The organism is Aromatoleum sp., from assembly GCF_035254505.1.
In the GTDB taxonomy this organism is placed as follows: domain Bacteria; phylum Pseudomonadota; class Gammaproteobacteria; order Burkholderiales; family Rhodocyclaceae; genus Aromatoleum.
Genome location: NZ_DATFAO010000078.1, coordinates 145,684 through 162,585, shown reverse-complemented (window position 1 = coordinate 162,585; position 16,902 = coordinate 145,684). Strand labels below are relative to the sequence as shown.

At 65.0% G+C, this 16,902-nt stretch carries 14 protein-coding genes and 1 riboswitch; of the genes, 11 read left to right on the top strand and 3 right to left on the bottom strand.

Features of this window, described 5'->3' with window-relative positions:
• Both VJ673_RS15810 and VJ673_RS15805 read left to right on the top strand, forming a co-directional pair.
• Nucleotides 1–790: type I glyceraldehyde-3-phosphate dehydrogenase (locus tag VJ673_RS15810; RefSeq protein WP_324127093.1), on the top strand; the 790-nt coding region annotated here is incomplete at its 5' end.
• 66 nt (nucleotides 791–856) lie between these two features.
• Nucleotides 857–2,041, top strand: coding sequence for a phosphoglycerate kinase (locus VJ673_RS15805; protein WP_324127092.1), 1,185 nt, complete (start codon nucleotides 857–859; stop codon nucleotides 2,039–2,041).
• A gap of 84 nt (nucleotides 2,042–2,125) precedes the next feature.
• On the opposite strand, the gene VJ673_RS15800 is transcribed toward VJ673_RS15805, so the two are convergent.
• Both VJ673_RS15800 and VJ673_RS15795 read right to left on the bottom strand, forming a co-directional pair.
• The gene (locus VJ673_RS15800) at nucleotides 2,126–2,380 is read right to left on the bottom strand and encodes a hypothetical protein (RefSeq protein ID WP_324127091.1); all 255 of its coding nucleotides are present in this window, start codon (nucleotides 2,378–2,380) and stop codon (nucleotides 2,126–2,128) included.
• A 125-nt stretch (nucleotides 2,381–2,505) separates the two neighbouring features.
• Complete coding sequence (locus tag VJ673_RS15795; RefSeq protein WP_324127090.1) at nucleotides 2,506–3,381, bottom strand: cache domain-containing protein; 876 nt, start codon at nucleotides 3,379–3,381, stop codon at nucleotides 2,506–2,508.
• A 189-nt stretch (nucleotides 3,382–3,570) separates the two neighbouring features.
• Here VJ673_RS15795 and pyk point away from each other — a divergent pair, with 189 nt between their 5' ends.
• The 5 genes from pyk (at nucleotide 3,571) to VJ673_RS15770 (ending at nucleotide 9,180) form a co-directional block, all read left to right on the top strand.
• Nucleotides 3,571–5,019 carry a pyruvate kinase gene (gene pyk / locus VJ673_RS15790; protein WP_324127089.1) on the top strand — a complete coding sequence of 483 codons (1,449 nt, stop codon included), beginning with the start codon at nucleotides 3,571–3,573 and terminating at the stop codon, nucleotides 5,017–5,019.
• Nucleotides 5,020–5,058: 39 nt separating this feature from the next.
• A riboswitch (cobalamin riboswitch) is annotated at nucleotides 5,059–5,262 on the top strand.
• A 45-nt stretch (nucleotides 5,263–5,307) separates the two neighbouring features.
• Nucleotides 5,308–6,063, top strand: coding sequence for a 5,6-dimethylbenzimidazole synthase (bluB, locus tag VJ673_RS15785; RefSeq protein ID WP_324127088.1), 756 nt, complete (start codon nucleotides 5,308–5,310; stop codon nucleotides 6,061–6,063).
• A 135-nt stretch (nucleotides 6,064–6,198) separates the two neighbouring features.
• Nucleotides 6,199–7,218: a peptidoglycan-binding domain-containing protein gene (locus VJ673_RS15780; protein WP_324127086.1), complete on the top strand. Its 1,020-nt coding sequence runs from the start codon at nucleotides 6,199–6,201 to the stop codon at nucleotides 7,216–7,218.
• Nucleotides 7,219–7,387: 169 nt separating this feature from the next.
• Entirely contained in the window at nucleotides 7,388–8,452 is a 1,065-nt protein-coding gene (gene fba, locus VJ673_RS15775) for a class II fructose-bisphosphate aldolase (protein WP_324127085.1), read from the top strand.
• A 56-nt stretch (nucleotides 8,453–8,508) separates the two neighbouring features.
• A complete protein-coding gene (locus VJ673_RS15770) occupies nucleotides 8,509–9,180 on the top strand; it encodes a hypothetical protein (protein WP_324127084.1) in 672 nt (223 codons plus the stop codon).
• A gap of 43 nt (nucleotides 9,181–9,223) precedes the next feature.
• Here VJ673_RS15770 and VJ673_RS15765 read toward each other — a convergent pair whose 3' ends face one another.
• Entirely contained in the window at nucleotides 9,224–11,092 is a 1,869-nt protein-coding gene (locus VJ673_RS15765; protein ID WP_324127083.1) for a diguanylate cyclase, read from the bottom strand.
• Between the two features lie 142 nt (nucleotides 11,093–11,234).
• Here VJ673_RS15765 and VJ673_RS15760 point away from each other — a divergent pair, with 142 nt between their 5' ends.
• From VJ673_RS15760 to VJ673_RS15745, 4 genes are all read left to right on the top strand, one after another.
• A complete protein-coding gene (locus tag VJ673_RS15760; RefSeq protein ID WP_324127082.1) occupies nucleotides 11,235–11,939 on the top strand; it encodes a methyltransferase family protein in 705 nt (234 codons plus the stop codon).
• 116 nt (nucleotides 11,940–12,055) lie between these two features.
• On the top strand, nucleotides 12,056–14,629 hold the full coding sequence (locus tag VJ673_RS15755; RefSeq protein ID WP_324127081.1) for a putative bifunctional diguanylate cyclase/phosphodiesterase: 2,574 nt from the start codon (nucleotides 12,056–12,058) through the stop codon (nucleotides 14,627–14,629).
• 100 nt (nucleotides 14,630–14,729) lie between these two features.
• Nucleotides 14,730–15,455 carry a YiaD family glycine zipper/OmpA-like lipoprotein gene (locus VJ673_RS15750; protein ID WP_324127080.1) on the top strand — a complete coding sequence of 242 codons (726 nt, stop codon included), beginning with the start codon at nucleotides 14,730–14,732 and terminating at the stop codon, nucleotides 15,453–15,455.
• Nucleotides 15,456–15,566: 111 nt separating this feature from the next.
• Nucleotides 15,567–16,874, top strand: a complete 1,308-nt coding sequence (locus tag VJ673_RS15745) for a DUF3422 family protein (RefSeq protein ID WP_324127099.1) — start codon at nucleotides 15,567–15,569, stop codon at nucleotides 16,872–16,874.
• Nucleotides 16,875–16,902: the final 28 nt, after the last annotated feature.

Below are 16,902 nucleotides of genomic sequence, written 5' to 3'. Positions count from 1 at the left end.
CCCCTTCTTCTCGACGAAGGATCCGCTGGGCGTGAATTGGGGCGACCTGGGCGTCGACGTGCTGCTCGAGTGCACGGGCGCGTACACCGCCAAGGCCAAGGCCGAAGTGCTGCTGAAGCAGGGCGCGAAGAAGGTGCTGATCTCCGCCCCGGGCGGCGACGACGTCGATGCGACCATCGTCTACGGCGTGAACCACGAGGTGCTGACCTCGGCGATGACCGTCATCTCGAACGCCTCGTGCACGACCAACTGCCTCGCCCCCGTCGCGAAGGTGCTGCAGGACAACATCGGCATCGAGAAGGGCCTGATGACGACCGTGCACGCCTACACCAACGACCAGGTGCTGGTCGACGTGCGCCACAAGGACCTGCGCCGCGCCCGCGCTGCCGCTCAGAACATCATCCCGACCAAGACCGGCGCGGCGAAGGCCGTCGGCCTGGTGCTGCCCGCGCTGAAGGGCAAGTTCGACGGCTTCGCGCTGCGCGTGCCGACGATGAACGTCTCGCTCGTCGACCTCACCTTCACCGCCAGCCGCGCGACCACGAAGGAAGAGATCAACGCGCTGATGAAGGAAGCCGCCAAGGGTCCGTTGAAGGGCGTGCTCGCCGTTAATGAAGATCCGCTGGTGTCGATGGACTTCAACCACGACTCGCACTCCTCGATCTTCGACGCGACCCAGACCCGCGTGATGGACGGCAACCTCGTCAAGGTGCTCGCCTGGTACGACAACGAGTGGGGCTACTCCTGCCGCATGCTGGACGCCGCCCGCGCTGTCCACAACGCCAAGTAAGCCACCGGCTCCGCACGCAATCCGACGCCCTGCTCAGCGGGGCGTTTTCACATCGGGAAGGAATCCATGCAAGTCAAGAAACTCGCCGAGCTCGACGTCGCCAGCAAGCGCGTCTTCATCCGCGCCGATCTCAACGTGCCGCAGGACGAAGCCGGCAACATCGTCGAAGATACCCGCATCCGCGCCTCGCTGCCGTCTATCAAGTACTGCCTCGACAACGGCGCCGCCGTGATGGTCACCTCGCACCTCGGTCGTCCGACCGAAGGCGAATGCCGCGCCGAAGACACGCTCGCACCGATTGCGGTGCGCATGGGTGAGCTGCTGCACAAGCCGGTGCGCCTGATCCGCGACTGGGTCGAGGGCGGATTCGAGGTCAAGGCCGGCGAGATCGTGCTGCTCGAAAACTGCCGCTGCAACAAGGGCGAGAAGAAGGACAACGAAGAACTCTCGAAGAAGATGGCCGCGCTGTGCGACGTCTACGTCAACGACGCCTTCGGCACCGCTCACCGCGCCGAGGCGACGACGCACGGTATCGCCCGCTTCGCCCCGGTCGCCTGCGCCGGCATGCTGATGGGCGCCGAAATCGACGCGCTCACCAAGGCCACCGAAACGCCCGCACGTCCGCTCGTGGCGATCGTCGGCGGCGCCAAGGTGTCGAGCAAACTCACGATCCTGAAGACGCTGGCCGAGAAGGTCGATCAGCTGATCGTCGGCGGCGGCATCGCCAACACCTTCCTGCTCGCCTCGGGCAAGCGCATCGGCGACTCGCTCGCCGAACCGGAACTGGTCAAGGAAGCGCAGGCCGTCATGGACATCATGAAGGCGCGTGGCGCCGAAGTGCCGCTGCCGGTCGACGTCGTCGTCGCCGACGAAGTGTCGGCACTGGCGCGCGCGAACCGCATCCCGGTCGATGAAGTCGGCCCGCATGACCGCATCCTGGACGTCGGCCCGAAGACCTCGGCCAAGCTCACCGAAATCATCGCCCACGCCGGCACCATCGTCTGGAACGGTCCGGTCGGCGTGTTCGAGCACAATCAGTTCGCCGGTGGCACGAAGATGATGGCCTCCGCGATCGCCCACTCGGACGCCTTCTGCATCGCCGGCGGCGGCGACACGCTGGCCGCGATCGCCAAGTTCCACATCGCTCAGGACGTGGGCTACATCTCGACCGGCGGCGGCGCCTTCCTCGAGTTCCTCGAAGGCAAGACCTTGCCCGCGATCGCGGCGCTCGAAGCGCGCTTCAACGATTGAAAGGCTTCACCCGGGGCCGGGTTTCCGGTCCCATCATGAAAAACGGCCACCCGAGGGTGGCCGTTTTGCTGACGCGCAGGCGAATCAGTTGCAGCGACAGCTGCCGCAACTGCCGCAGCCGCCTTTCTGTTTGCGCGTGACCAGGTATTCGGCAATCTGGTCGCGATCGAATTCGAAATCGTCGCTGCTCTCGTAGCCGATGCCGGGGCGGAAGCTCTCACCGTCGATCACGATTGTCAGCGCATGCAGATTGCTTTCGGCATCGTGCACCACCGACAGGTCGTAGCTGGCGCCACGCGGCAGGCTGTCAAGCAGGGAACGGGTTACCTCGTCGATCATCGGGACTCTTCCTCGGATATTCAGATAGTTAGACGCCGAAACCGGCGACGCCATTGTCACGGATCAACGCCGGGGCGATATTGTCCGAGGTCAACCCGCGGCGTCGCAGCGTCCGATGAGCCCGATCAGCGCGTGTAGTACCCGACACCGACCAGCATGCCATCGACCTTGCGGATGAACGAGTGCTTAGTTTCAACCTTGTCGGTGACCGGATTGCGCCAAGTGTAATCGAGCTCGCCCGCGCCTTTGCGGCTGGCGATATTCACCATGTCAGCAACGATCGCCTTGCCCTGGGCGTCCCGCAACTCGTGGCCGTCCGTGCCGACCATCTTGGGCATCGCACCGTGCGCGAGGAAACGCTGGGAATCGAGATCGATCGCAAACACGTAGAGGTCATCCTGCATGAAGCCGCCATTGAGCGCGTTGAAGGATTCCAGCGCCGCCTGCGCCCCCTTCTCCTTCACCCGCGCAACCGCGCGCTCCAGCAGGTCCTTCGCCTGCGCCGGGGTTGCACGCGGCACGTAATAGCCGACCGCGACCACGCGCTCGCCCACCTTGCGGAACAAGGTCACCTTATGCTCCTCGCGCTTGTCCTCGCGATTGAGCCAGCGATACTCGACGCGGCCTGCGTCGCTCTTCGCCGCGGCGTCGAGCATTTCGCGGAAGAAGGGCTTGCCGGCGGAATCCTGCATCGTGGCGACATTGCGTCCGACCAAGGCCACCGATGTCCCGCCGCTGGCGAGCATGGTGCCATCCATGCCGAGCACGTACACGTAGAGCTCGCGATCCTTGAACTGCGGCGCGCGGTTGAATTCGTCGAACGCCGCGTCGCCGACCTCCCGGAAGCGCGCGACCGCCTTGTCGAGCAGTCGCTGACTGCGGCTCTCGTCGACCCGTTGTACGAGCGGCCCCTGTCCGTACGCGGGGACGGGATCGGCCGCGAGCACGGGCTGCACCATCAGGATGACTGCACAGAGTGATGCGAGGGAAGCAGGTTTCATGGCGTTCGAAGGTCCGGGAGTTGGATTGATGCAATCAAAATTATAGGAAGCCGCAGCATCTGTCGAGGGGCTTGCGTAAGGCAAGCTGCGCACGATTCCGACCGGCGACGAAACCGGGTGACGCCCGGCCTTGCAAGCGGCCGCAGAGGTAGAATCATGCTCTCGGATGCATAACGACACGGAGACAGCATGCCCCGCCACACCAAGATCGTCGCTACCCTCGGCCCCGCGTCAACCGATCCGCAAGTTCTCGAACGTATGGTGCATGCCGGCATCGATGTCGTGCGGATGAATTTTTCGCACGGCAAGGCGGAGGACCACATCGCGCGGGCGGCGGCGATTCGCGAAGCGGCGGCGCGATGTGGACGCTCGGTCGGCATCCTCGGCGACCTGCAGGGGCCGAAGATCCGCGTCGGCAAGTTCGCCGGCGATCGCGTGCATCTGCAAAAAGACGCGCCCTTCATTCTGGATGCTCAATGCGAGCTGGGCGACAGCAGCCGGGTCGGTCTCGACTACAAGAATCTGCCGAAGGACGTGAAGCCGGGTGACGTGTTGCTGCTCGACGACGGGCGCCTCAAGCTGATCGTCAACCGGGTCGTCGGCCACGAGATCCACACGACCGTGCGTGTCGGCGGGGAGCTCTCGAACAACAAGGGCATCAATCGCCAGGGCGGCGGCCTGACCGCGCCGGCCCTGACCGCGAAAGACATGGACGACATCAAGACCGCCGCGCAGATCGGCGTCGACTTCGTCGCGGTGTCCTTCCCGAAGAGCGCGGCCGACATGTACATGGCGCGCCAACTGCTGCGCGCCGCCGGCTCCGAATCGCTCCTGATCGCAAAGATCGAGCGCACCGAAGCCGTTGCCAACCTCGACGAGATCCTCGACGCCTCCGACGGCATCATGGTCGCCCGTGGCGACCTCGCGGTCGAAGTCGGCGATGCCGCCGTGCCGGCACTGCAGAAGAAGATGATCCGCGCCGCGCGCGACCGCAACAAGCTCACGATCACGGCGACGCAGATGATGGAGTCGATGATCACGAGTCCGGTGCCGACCCGCGCCGAAGTCTCGGACGTCGCCAACGCCGTGCTCGACGGCAGCGACGCGGTGATGCTGTCCGCCGAGACCGCCTCGGGCAAGTATCCGGTGGAGGTCGTCGAAGCGATGAGCCGCGTCTGCCTCGAAGCCGAGAAGTCCTCCGATGCCTCGCTCGATCGCGACGTCCTCGACCGCGTCTTCACGCGCATCGATCAATCGATCGCGATGGCGGCGATCTGGACCGCCTGGCACCTCAAGGTGAAGGCCATCGCATCGCTCACACAGACCGGCTCGACCGCGCTGTGGATGAGCCGCCTCAACAGCGGCGTGCCGATCTACGCACTGACGCCGGAAGCCGCGGCCCGCAACCAGATGACGCTGTACCGCGAGGTCTTCCCGCTGCTGATGTCGCAGACCCATCAGGACCGCGACGTGCTGTTGTGGGAAGCCGAGCAGATCCTGCTCGACCAGGGCGTCGTCGAACGTGGCGACCTGATCGTGCTGACCATCGGCGAACCGATCGGCACCACGGGCGGCACGAACACGCTGAAGATCGTGCGCGTGGGCGAACATCCGGCGCCGCATCTGACCGAGCAATAAGCGCCAGGGACCGAGCACGACTGCTACACTTCGGCGCTCGACCAGATATTGCCTCCGGGTGCCTGCCATCGGCAGGAGAATCGGAAATGCGGTGAGGCGCCTTCGAAAGCTCGCGCCGATTCCGCTACGTGCCCAACGCTGTGAGGGGGACCGCCGCCGCAAGATGCCACTGCCCGTCCGGGCGGGAAGGCGCGGCGCGGGACGATCCCGAGTCAGAAGACCGGCCTGGAGGCTACTTTGCGGCAGGCAGGCCCGCTTGCCGCCCACTGTGCTTCAGAAGGGGAATCCATGAACAGCACAAGCCCGGGCCATCAGGCTCACCACCATTTCGACGACGCCGAGCGCGCCACCGTCTATCGCAATATCCTGGCGCGGCGCGACGTGCGCGGCCAGTTCCTGCCCGATCCGGTCGGCGACGACGTGCTCGCGCGCATCCTCACCGCAGCCCACTTCGCGCCCTCGGTCGGCTTCATGCAGCCGTGGAGCTTCGTCGTGATCCGCGACAAGGCGGTCAAGCAACAGGTGCATGGCGCCTTCACCGAAGCCAATGCCGAAGCCGCGCAGATGTTCGAAGGCAAGCAGCGCGAGGTGTATTCGGGACTGCGCCTGCAGGGCATCCTCGAAGCGCCCGTGAATCTCTGCATCACCTGCGACCGCGACCGCGCCGGCCCTGTCGTGATCGGGCGCACGCACATCAAGGCGATGGACCTCTACAGCACGGTCTGCGCCGTGCAGAACCTGTGGCTCGCGGCGCGGGCCGAGGGACTCGGCGTGGGCTGGGTCAGCATCTACCGCCAAGCCCGCATCCGCGAGATCCTCGGCCTGCCCCAGCGCATCATCCCGGTCGCCTACCTGTGCGTCGGCCACGTCAGCCATTTCCTCGACCAACCGGAGCTGCAGACGGCCGGATGGCGCCCCCGCCTGCCGCTCGAGGACCTCGTCCATTTCGACGGCTGGGGCGGGGCGGCGCCCGAGGGTGAGACTCTCCGGGAGGCCCTGAAACGGGCGCAACATCGCGCGGCGCAGGGCATTCCGCCTATCTGACCCAGAGCAGCCATAACGCGTTGAGAGGGGCCGATCGGTAACCTATACTGGCTAACGTATGGTTACACCCGCGGCGGCGTCGCACACATGCGGCGTCGAGTTCAAAAACAGAGAACAATCGCGTGAGGCCCCAACATGAAGGCTCAACTTCCGGTAATTGCCCTTGCCGTAGCCGCGACCTTCATGGGCGGCTGCGATCAGATGCCGATCAAGATGGGGGACGCTGGCGCGAAGACGCCGGCCACGGGCGCCGCAGGCGGAGGCTCTGCGGAAAACGCCAGCAGCCAGCTCGAGCGTTGCGACAAACCCTTCGGCACCGCCGCCGTCGTCGAAGACCAGAACTCCGGCTGGTATCGCATCCTGACCAGCCGCTATCAACTCACCTCGACCGTGCCGGTGCTGCGCCTGCTGATGCAGCAGTCGAACTGCTTCATCGTCGTCGAACGCGGCCGCGCGATGGCCAACATGCAGCAGGAACGCGCGCTGCAACAAGGTGGCGAACTACGCGCCGGCAGCAACTTCGGCAAAGGCCAGATGGTGAGCGCCGACTACTCGGTAAACCCTGAAATCCTGTTCAGCGAACGCGGTACCGGGGGCTTGGGCGCCGCAGCGGGCGCAATCGGCGGCGGCGTAGTCGGTGCGATCGTGGGCAACATGAAGACCAACGAGGCCTCGACTATGCTGACCCTCGTCGATAACCGCTCGGGCGTGCAGGTGGGCGTCGCCGAGGGCAGCGCCAAGAACACTGACTTCGGGCTGGGAGGCCTGATCGGAGGGGGCGGCGCGGCGGCCGGACTGGGGGGCTACACCAACACGCCGCAGGGCAAGGTGATCGCCGGCGCCTTCATGGACTCCTTCAACCAGATGGTCAGGGCGCTGCGCAACTACACGGCGCAGTCCATGGGCGACCGCGGACTCGGCACCGGGGGCAAGCTCGCCGTCGACGGAGCATCCCAGCCGGGGGGCTACTCCGGTGGAACTATCAGCATGAAGGACGCTCAAACTAAACTCAACAAGCTCGGTTTCGATGCGGGGACGCCGGACGGCAAGATGGGCAGCAAGACGACGAATGCGCTGCGCCAGTACCAGACCGACCGCAACATCCCCGTCACCGGACGTCTTGATGCGGCAACGCAGGCGGAGTTGCTCAAGTAAGGTAACCCCCTCCAGCCCCGTCTGTGGTGGCCGCGATGGCCCGGAGTTCGCTCCGGGCCATTTTCTTGTGTGCGTCCCGGCCACGCACGAAGCCCATCGGGTGCCGACTGACGTTAAAATGCGCGGTTAGTCGCACAAATTGCGTCAGAAAACCTATCGGAGAAGTTCCATGCCCCTCGTTTCCATGCGCCAGCTGCTCGATCACGCCGCCGAGAACGGCTACGGCCTGCCGGCGTTCAACGTCAATAATCTGGAACAGGTCCAGGCGATCATGGAAGCCGCGGCCGAAGCCGACAGCCCGGTCATCATGCAGGCCTCGGCCGGCGCGCGGAAATACGCCGGCGAAGCCTTCCTGCGCCACCTGATCGACGCCGCCGTCGAAGCCTACCCGCAGATCCCCGTCGTGATGCACCAGGACCACGGCCAGTCGCCCGCGATCTGCCAGGCTGCGATCCGCTCGGGCTTCTCCAGCGTCATGATGGACGGCTCGCTGATGGAAGACGGCAAGACGCCCTCCTCCTACGATTACAACGTCGCCGTGAGCCGTGAGGTGGTCAAGTTCTCGCACGCGATCGGCGTGACCGTCGAAGCCGAACTCGGCTGCCTCGGCTCCCTCGAAACCGGCCAGGCCGGCGAGGAAGACGGCGTCGGCGCAGAGGGCACGCTGGATCACTCGATGCTTCTCACCGATCCCGACCAGGCCGCCGACTTCGTCAAGCAGACCGACTGCGACGCCCTCGCGATCGCGATCGGGACGAGCCATGGCGCCTACAAGTTCACGCGCAAGCCCACCGGCGACATCCTCGCGATCGAGCGCGTCAAGGCGATCCACGCACGCCTGCCGAACACCCACCTCGTGATGCACGGCTCGTCGAGCGTGCCGCAGGAACTGCTCGAGATCATCCGCCAGTACGGCGGCGACATGAAGGAAACCTACGGCGTGCCGGTCGAGGAAATCCAGACGGCCATCAAGTTCGGCGTGCGCAAGATCAACATCGACACCGACATCCGTCTCGCCATGACCGGCGCGATCCGCAAGTTTCTGTTCGAGAACCCGTCGAAGTTCGATCCGCGCGAATACCTGAAGCCGGCGCGCGAAGCCGCCAAGCTCGTCTGCAAGGCGCGTTTCGAGGCTTTCGGCTGCGCCGGCCAGGCGAGCCGCATCAAGCCCGTGCCGCTCGATAAGATCGCCGCCCGCTACAAGTCCGGCGAACTGACGCAGGTCGTTCGCTGACGGCCGAGCCGGTCGGCCTGCGGCACAAGAGGCCAGCCGACCGACCGGCGACTTTCATGACACGAGCCAATCTCAAACTCAGCATCGGGTTCGAATTCGAACTGGATGCGCCCGAAGCTTTCCTCCAGGCCAGCCACGAAAAATTGTGCAAGGCCATGCAGGAGCTGCTCGGCAATATGGTGCTGCAAGGGATGCCCACGGTCACCGCGAAGCAGCTGGGGAAGGCGGGGATCTCGCTCGTCTCGCATCATCACCATCTCGACGTCGTGAGCACCGCAGCTGCGGCTTTGCCGCGCGAAGCGCTGGTCGCCGCGGGCCCGCATCTCACCGACGAAGAATTGGAGCAACTCTCGCGCCGCACCGCGGGACGCGCGCCGCTGCAGGGAGCCGAACTGGCTCGTTTTCTGCGGCGGCATGCGCTGACCTTGGTCGCCGATTTCCGGACCCTGCCCTGCATCGTGGCGGGCAAACTGAGTTCGGGCCGGGACGTGAGCTTGCGCGGACGATTGAACCTGACCAACGGCAGCGTCGTCCTCGACGAGCAGGACCGGCATAACCGTCTGCAGCCGAACCAGGACGCGCTGCGCGTGGACGTCAGTGGAACCGACGCCAGCCTGCGTGCGACGTGTGCCGGCAACACGCTGAGCGGACCGGTGATCGAGGTCGCGCTGACGGAGCTTGCAGCCCACCGCGACCCTCTGGTCGCCGCCTGGCAACAGACGAGCTGAAAAGGAAGCGGGCTGGAGCGGGGACGCAGCTCCGGGACGGTCGTCAGTACGACTCGGCCGAGTGCCCTTCCCACAGTTCCGGACGGAAGCGCACCACGCGGTTGCGCCCATCTTCCTTCGCCCGATAGAGCGCCACGTCCGCAAATTTGACGCTTTGCCAGAAGGTTTCGCTGTCTTCCGGGAACATCGCGACGCCGATCGAGATCGTCTTCTGCAGCGTCGAAGAGCCGACCTGAATCTTCATCTCGGCGACCGCGATGCGAATATTCTCGGCGACCCGCATGGCGTTCTCGGCGTCAGTTTCCTGCAGGATGATGACGAACTCCTCGCCGCCGAAGCGGATGACCATGTCGGACGCGCGCACCGAACTCTTCAGCACGTTGGCGAGCGACTTCAGTACGATATCCCCGGCGTCATGACCGTAGGTGTCGTTGACGACCTTGAAGTAGTCCAGATCGAGCAACAGCACCGCCAGCGTCGTCTTGCGGCGTCGTGCCGAGGCGATCAGCGTATCGACGTACTCCTCGAGGAAGCGCCGGTTATTGAGGCCGGTCATGGCGTCCCGCAGCGACGATTCGCGCAGTGTCTCCGTGAGCCGCTTGGCTTCGAGCACCGGCGTCATCTCACGCACATAGACGTTGACGTAAGGCACCTGTGACTGGAAGGCCTGCGCCTCGGACTCGCGCACGACGATCTGGATGACGTTGCCGACCGCGCCCGACTGCATGATCGGCACACAGTAATGGCGCCGCCCCTCGCCCAGCCCCTCGGGCGGCTGGAAGGCATAGCAGATGCCGGGCTGGCTCAGGCCGTCGACGACATGACCTGAGCGCTTGGCGCGACACATGTCGCTGCGCACGAGGATCTGCGGATCGCACCAGCGGCAAGGCGCACCCTGCACGCCATCGACCGAAAGCGGTTCGAGCTGTTTCGGGCCGGAGGTCTCGTAGATTGAGAATTCACGCACGCCGAAGCGCTCGGTCAGCACCTTGCCGAAGCGGTCGAAGATCTCCGCCTTGGTCTCGTCCTCCTCGATCGCCTGCTTGAAGCTCGATGCGTCGGCCAAGCCATTGACCATGTCGATCGCGACCTCGAGCTGATTGTCGTCCTGGCGCATCGTGCGGCCCGTGAGCTGCACGACCCGCTGGCTGATGCGCGCGAGACCATCGTCGAGGAAGACCAGCAGGCTGTTGGTCTCGGTCGCGATCTGGCCGATCTCGTCGTCGGTACGCTTTTCGACGCGCCCCTTGAAATCCCCGCGCAGTGCGCGTTGCACCGCGCGCTCCACGGCCTGTGCCGTCGAGCCGACGGGCAGGATCAGGCGGCGCGCGAGCAGGATCGACAGCAGCGAAAAGACCGCCACCGTGACGATGATCAGCGCGACGGTCGTGAGCGCCTTCTCCTTCAGTTCACTCAGCGAAACCTCCATCGTGACCGCACCGAGCACGGTCCCCTCGGTGACGTGGTGGCACTGCAGGCAGTTCGGTTTGCCGCGGGTCGAGGCCGCAAAGGGAATCGTGCCGCGGAACACCGAATCGCCGCGCTCGTCGACGATCACGTAGCGAGGCTGGCCGTCGGCGAGGACCAGCTTCTCGATATCGTCGGGATGCATCTCGCGCGCCATGCCGGCACCGAACTGCTGCGTGACGTAGGACGACCGGATGATCCGCGCCGAGCGCAGCCCCTGCACCTCCAGGAGGCGATCGAGGAACTGTTCGCGCTTGTCGATCGTTCCCTGGATCATCGCTTCGGTCAGATGCACCCGCACCATTTCGGCGGCGGTGCGCACATGCGCGGTCGACGACGCGATCGAGTAACTGCGAAAGGCGACAAGGCTGATCAGGACGAGCATCACCAGGGTTCCCAGGGCGATGGCGCCGAACAACAATGTCATTTTCCGGTTGAGATTCATTCCAGCTCCAGAGGTGCCGGCAGCGGCCCGCTCCGATTAACTTTTTTGATTGGCGCGATTATGCCCTGAAACGGATCGGCTTATGCCGAAAGGCATGGACGGTGCTGGCATTCAGGACGCATTTGCCGCACAGTAGCGGCGCATGGCGACCCTGGACACCTGGCCGATTCTTCACATCGCGGCGCTCGCGGCCGGCTGGGCGGCGTACGGAGCGCTGCATTCGCTACTCGCGTCGAACGCGGTCAAGCGCGCCATTGGGCAGCATTGCCGGTTTGCGACGAGCGCGTACCGTCTTCTGTTCAATGCGATCGCAGCGATCCTGCTGCTTCCGCTGCTGTGGCTGACTTTTGCATGGCGAACGGCGCCGCTCTGGCAGTGGACCGGGATTTGGGGCTGGGTGGCCGACGCGTTGGCGCTCGCCGCTTTCGGCGGCTTCCTATGGTCCTGCCGCTACTACGACATGGGCGAATTCAGCGGATTCGCACAGTGGCGTTCCGGAGGAAGTCCGTTCCATAACTGCGGGCCACTGCGGATCTCGCCGCTGCATCGCTACGTTCGCCATCCCTGGTATTTCCTGGCGCTGGTCATCCTATGGACGCGGGACATGGACGGCGCGCGCTTGGTCACGACCCTATGCGTATCGATCTATTTCTGGATCGGCTCGCGCTTCGAAGAACGCAAGCTCGTCGCCTGTCACGGCCGCGCCTATGAGCGCTACCGACGACGCGTCGCCGGTCTCTTTCCGATTCCGTGGCGCCATTTGAGCGCTGCCGAGGCACGCGAATTGTGCGACGCATCAGCCGCTTCGCGCTCGCCGCCTTTCCCTGAACGGGGCGGGAGAGTATAGTCCGCGCAAAAGCCCTGGTTGTTACGGGGTGTTACGACTTTCATCCTACTTCGCGCACGAATCCGGCCTGAGACGGACAGCATCCGATCATCGGCGGGACCAGGACAGCTCGCTCGATGACTCGAATCAAAACAATCCGGGGCCTGCTGCTGATCGCGGCAATCGTGTTCTCGGCGGCCCTCGTTGGCGCGACGCACTATGCCGTGTCGAGCCTCTTCGAACGCTCCGTGCGCGACAACGCAATGCGCGACGCGAACACCTTCGCGGAGATGACCTTCCAGTCGATGTTCCAGCTGATGCGCACCGGCTGGTCGCGGCAGCAGCTCGAGGAATTCATCCGCGCGGTCCGGCGCTCGGTGGACAACACCCAGCATCAAATCCAGATCTACCGCGGACCGCGGGTCGCCGAGTTGTTCGGCGAAATCGCCCAGCCCGCCTTCGACGACCCGATCCGCAAAGTCATTGCCAGCGGCGATAGCCTGCGCCTCAACAACGGCCCGGAAGTGCGCTTCATCCACGCGCTGCGCGCAGAGGACCAGTGCCGGGTCTGCCATACGAACGCCCAGCCCGGCGAGGTGCTCGGCGTGATCGATGTCCGCCAGGACATCACGCCGCTGCTCGCGGCGAGCAACCGCCAGTTCCTGCTGGCGTTCGCACCGATCCTCCCGGTCGCCATCATCGCGACCTTGCTGATGGTCGCTTACATCCGCCGCCGGCTCGACCGGGGGATCGGCAGTTTTGCGACCAATATCCGCTCCGTCAGCAAGCTCGCCGACCTGCGCCAGATCGAAAAGGCGAGACTCGACTTCGGCTTCAGCGAATTCAGCCCGGTCGCCGGCGAAGTGAAGCAGTTGCTCGAACGCGTGCGCGGCGTTGCCGTCGATAAGGAGATGCTCGAATTCGAGATCCGCCTGCTCGAGAAATTCATTCTGACTTCGGACGTCGTCAAGGACTGGCGCGAGTACGTGAACCGGCTGCTCCTCGACATCGACGACGTGATGCCGGCCTACGCGCTGTTCTCGATCTTCAAGATCGGCGACGACATCTTCGATCTCGAAGTGTTCTGGCGCTACACGCCTTCCGCCAAGAGTCAGCAGCTCTTCGAGACGACGGTCAAGGAATCGCTCGGACGCAACCCCTACTTCGCCGGCGGCTACGCGGTCAGCATCGAACACAACATCGCCGACAGCTCGCGGCCCCTGCCCGAACTCGTACGCGAGGACATCGAGGTGCAGACGAAGTCGCTGCTCGTCGAGGCGCCGAAGATCGGCGGCATCGTCGGCATCGGCATGCAGGCGCAGCCGGGAGCGGACAACACGCGCTGGTTGGTCGTCGAAAGCATCCTGTCGACGCTGCTCAACGTCGTCGGCTCGGTGAAGGCGATCGACAAGTACACCAAGGATCTCGAGTACTACGCGACGCGCGATCCGCTCACGAACCTGTACAACCAGCGCGTGTTCTGGGAACTGCTCGAGAGCGAGACCATCCGTTCGGGGCGCCACGGCTACAAGTTCGGGTTGCTGGTGGTCGACGCGGACAACTTCAAGTCCGTCAACGACACTTACGGCCACGGCTTCGGCGACATCTTCCTGCAGGAGGTCGCCGCGTCGATCCGCAGCGCGATCCGCGAGGACGATCTACTCGCCCGCTACGGCGGCGACGAGTTCGTCGTGATCCTGCCGGAGACGGATCTCCCCGGAACGACGGAAGTCGCCCAGCGCATCATCGACTCGGTAACCACGATGTCGATCGAGACGCCGGATGGGGCCAGGGTGAGCGGTTCGCTGTCGGTCGGGATGGCGGTCTATCCCGATCACGCGGTCGAGACCAAGGATCTCTTCCTCTTCGCCGACACGATGATGTATCGCGCGAAGGCCGAGGGTAAGGGGCGCCTGGCGATCCCCACGCCGCAGGACGTGGTCGAGGTGTTCCGCTCGCTGTCCGAGAAGAGCATCCTGATCCTCGCCGCCGTCGAAGCACGCGGCGTGATTCCCTACTTCCAGCCGATCGTCAATCCCAAGACGGGCGAAGTCGAGGCGCTCGAAGTGCTCGCCCGCATCCGGCTCGAAGACGGCAGCATTCTCGTCGCCGACGCCTTCGTCGCGATCGCCGAGAAGATGGGCCTGATGCACAAGCTCGACTACATCCTGATGGAGCGGGCGCTGGAGCTCGTCAGCCAGTCCGATTACAAGGGGCTGCTGTTCCTGAACATGTCGCCGCGGGCGCTGGTGCTCAACGACTTCGTGCAGGAGACGCGCCGCATCGCCGCCTCGTTCGACTTTGATCCGGGCCGGATCGTATTCGAGATCACCGAGCGCGAAACGATCAAGAACATGGCGCTGCTCGATCGCTTCATCAACACCCTGCGCGCGGAAGGCTTCCGGCTGGCGATTGACGACTTCGGCTCGGGCTTCTCGTCCTTCCATTACGTGAAGCGCTTCCCCATCGACTTCCTGAAGATCGAGGGCGACTTCATCGTCGGCATGAAGCACAACGAGAAGGACCGCGCGCTGGTGCGCAGCATCGTCGCACTCGCCCGCGATCTCGGCATCCGGACCGTCGCCGAATACGTCGAAGATACGGAGGTGCTCGCGAAGGTGGTCGAACAGGGCATCGATCTTGCGCAGGGCTACCACATCCGCCGTCCGACCCCGTCGATCGAGGAAGCCCTCGATATCACGCTCGGTTGAAGCGCCCCGCCACTTACATTTGCTTATCGATGCTGCGCACCGCTTTCTGGGGAAGCGCGCACAATGAAAGCCTCCTGACTACCCGACAACGGAGGCGAACATGTCGAAAAAGGCGTGCATCTTCGCCGCAGCTGCCGTCATGGTGGTTGCCGGCTGTGCCCAGAATCCCTTCTACGGTGAAAACGCCAACACCAGCCGCGGCGCGGCGATCGGCGCTGGCGCTGGCGCCGTACTCGGCAACGTCGCCGGCGGCCACGGCGATCGCATGAAAGGTGGCCTGATCGGCGCCGCGATCGGAGCGACCGTGGGCGGGCTGATCGGCCGCCAGATGGACAAGCAGGAAGCCGATCTGCGCCAGCAGATGGCCGGTACTGGCGTCGCCGTTCAGCGGCAGGGCGACACGATCCGCCTGCAGGCCCCGGAGAGCATCACCTTCGATACCGGTCGCGCCGACGTCAAGCCGCAGTTCACGCCGGTGCTGACACAGATGGCGCAAAGCATCCGGCAGTACCCCGGTACGGTCGTGCAGATCGAAGGACACACCGACTCGACCGGCTCGGCCGGCTTCAACCAGACGTTGTCGGACAATCGCGCCGAAGCTGTGCGCAGCACGCTGATCCGCAGCGGGGTCGACCCCCGCCGGATCGCTGCGGTCGGATACGGAGAGTCGCGCCCTGTCGCCAGCAACGACACGACGCAAGGCCGCGCACAGAACCGCCGCGTCGAAGTGCTCATCGTACCGGCGCAGGAGGGCTCGCAATCCGCTCCCGCACCGTCCTCGGAGCGCCCGACAGGCCAGCCGGCGCTGCAACCCTCACGCTATTGACGAGAGGAAGCGCCTGCGCGTGTGGCGGCTTCGCGACGCCACGCAGCGCGGGGGCTTCCGCCGCATCTCCCGGACCGGTACGCTAGCGCCACCATGGATCGCGCGCCCAACATGCCCCTGTTCGAACAACACCCGCTGCGTCAGACACTCAATGACGAGGTTCACGCACGCCCGCCCGTGCCGTTGCAGACGCCCGAGTTCGTCACCTATCTCGCTTTCCTGCACACCGAGGACAGCGCCGACGCCGAAGCCGCGCACCTGTGCCAACTCGCGGAACAGCTCGGCCTTCCGGCACCGCAGACGGCCTCCGGACACGTATTCCTCGACGCCGGCGACTTCCGGCTGAAGTGGGAGCGCCACCACGAGTTCACGAGCTACACCTTCGTCCGGCGTATCGAAACGACGGACACGGCGGGCGAGCACGCGCTGATCGAAGTCCCGGCGAACTGGCGCCAGGACATCCCGGGCCTGCTGATCGTCGCGACCCACATCGAGTTGCGCAGCATCCAGGAAGTGTCGCCCGAGACCGTGCTGAGCCAGTATTCGCCCACCGGCATGAACTCGATCGCCTCGCAGGTCGCAGACGGCGCCGGATGGGTATTCACGGACTTCCAGATCGCCGACGGCTTCTCGCGCTTCCTGGTTCTCGACGATTCGCTGACACCGCGACAGGCCGGACGTACGGTGCAGCGCCTGCTCGAGATCGAGACCTACCGGGTCATGGCGCTGTTGGCCTTCCCCGTCGCGAAGGAAGTGCGCGCGAGGTTGTCGCAGGCCGAAGGCGAACTCGCCGACCTGATGGACAACATGGGCGACGCGGGCTCGCCCGAGGACGAGCGTCACGTGCTCGGCCATCTGACGCGACTCGCTGCCGACGTCGAGCGGTCGGTCGCCCGGACGGCTTTCCGCTTCGGCGCCGCCGCAGCGTATTACGGGCTTGTGCGCCAGCGCATCGACGACCTGCGCGAGGTGCGCGTGAGCGGCTATCCGACTATGCGCGAGTTCATGCAGCGGCGTCTCGCACCGGCGATCGATACCTGCGCGACGACCGCGCGACGCCAGGAAGATCTGTCCGGCCGCATCGCGCGCAGTTCCCAGCTGCTGCGTACCCGCGTCGACGTCGAACTCGAGCGCCAGAACCAGGCGCTGCTTGCGCAGATGAATACGCGCTCGCGCTTGCAGCTGCGGCTGCAGGAAACGGTCGAGGGATTGTCGGTCGTTGCGATCACCTACTACGGCTCGCAGCTCGTGCAGTACATCGCGAAGGGCGCCAAGGACCTCATCGCGCCCGTGACGCCCGAGATCGCCACCGCCGTGTCGATCCCGATCATCGCCGGACTCGTCGCGCTCGGTCTGCGGCGCATGCGCCGTCAGCTCGCCGCCGAAGAGAGCGGCGCGGGGCACGACGGCGGGCATTGAGAGCAAGCTGTCCTATAATCCCGTTTTT

What these genes read in the sequence shown, in the direction of transcription:
- fba (WP_324127085.1), top strand. Translation starts at nt 7,388, where the DNA reads ATGCCCCTCGTTTCCATGCGCCAGCTGCTCGATCACGCCGCCGAGAAC.
- VJ673_RS15770 (WP_324127084.1), top strand. Translation starts at nt 8,509, where the DNA reads ATGACACGAGCCAATCTCAAACTCAGCATCGGGTTCGAATTCGAACTG.
- VJ673_RS15765 (WP_324127083.1), bottom strand. Translation starts at nt 11,092, where the DNA reads ATGAATCTCAACCGGAAAATGACATTGTTGTTCGGCGCCATCGCCCTG.
- bluB (WP_324127088.1), top strand. Translation starts at nt 5,308, where the DNA reads ATGAACAGCACAAGCCCGGGCCATCAGGCTCACCACCATTTCGACGAC.
- VJ673_RS15750 (WP_324127080.1), top strand. Translation starts at nt 14,730, where the DNA reads ATGTCGAAAAAGGCGTGCATCTTCGCCGCAGCTGCCGTCATGGTGGTT.
- VJ673_RS15805 (WP_324127092.1), top strand. Translation starts at nt 857, where the DNA reads ATGCAAGTCAAGAAACTCGCCGAGCTCGACGTCGCCAGCAAGCGCGTC.
- VJ673_RS15800 (WP_324127091.1), bottom strand. Translation starts at nt 2,380, where the DNA reads ATGATCGACGAGGTAACCCGTTCCCTGCTTGACAGCCTGCCGCGTGGC.
- VJ673_RS15780 (WP_324127086.1), top strand. Translation starts at nt 6,199, where the DNA reads ATGAAGGCTCAACTTCCGGTAATTGCCCTTGCCGTAGCCGCGACCTTC.
- pyk (WP_324127089.1), top strand. Translation starts at nt 3,571, where the DNA reads ATGCCCCGCCACACCAAGATCGTCGCTACCCTCGGCCCCGCGTCAACC.
- VJ673_RS15755 (WP_324127081.1), top strand. Translation starts at nt 12,056, where the DNA reads ATGACTCGAATCAAAACAATCCGGGGCCTGCTGCTGATCGCGGCAATC.
- VJ673_RS15795 (WP_324127090.1), bottom strand. Translation starts at nt 3,381, where the DNA reads ATGAAACCTGCTTCCCTCGCATCACTCTGTGCAGTCATCCTGATGGTG.
- VJ673_RS15745 (WP_324127099.1), top strand. Translation starts at nt 15,567, where the DNA reads ATGCCCCTGTTCGAACAACACCCGCTGCGTCAGACACTCAATGACGAG.
- VJ673_RS15760 (WP_324127082.1), top strand. Translation starts at nt 11,235, where the DNA reads ATGGCGACCCTGGACACCTGGCCGATTCTTCACATCGCGGCGCTCGCG.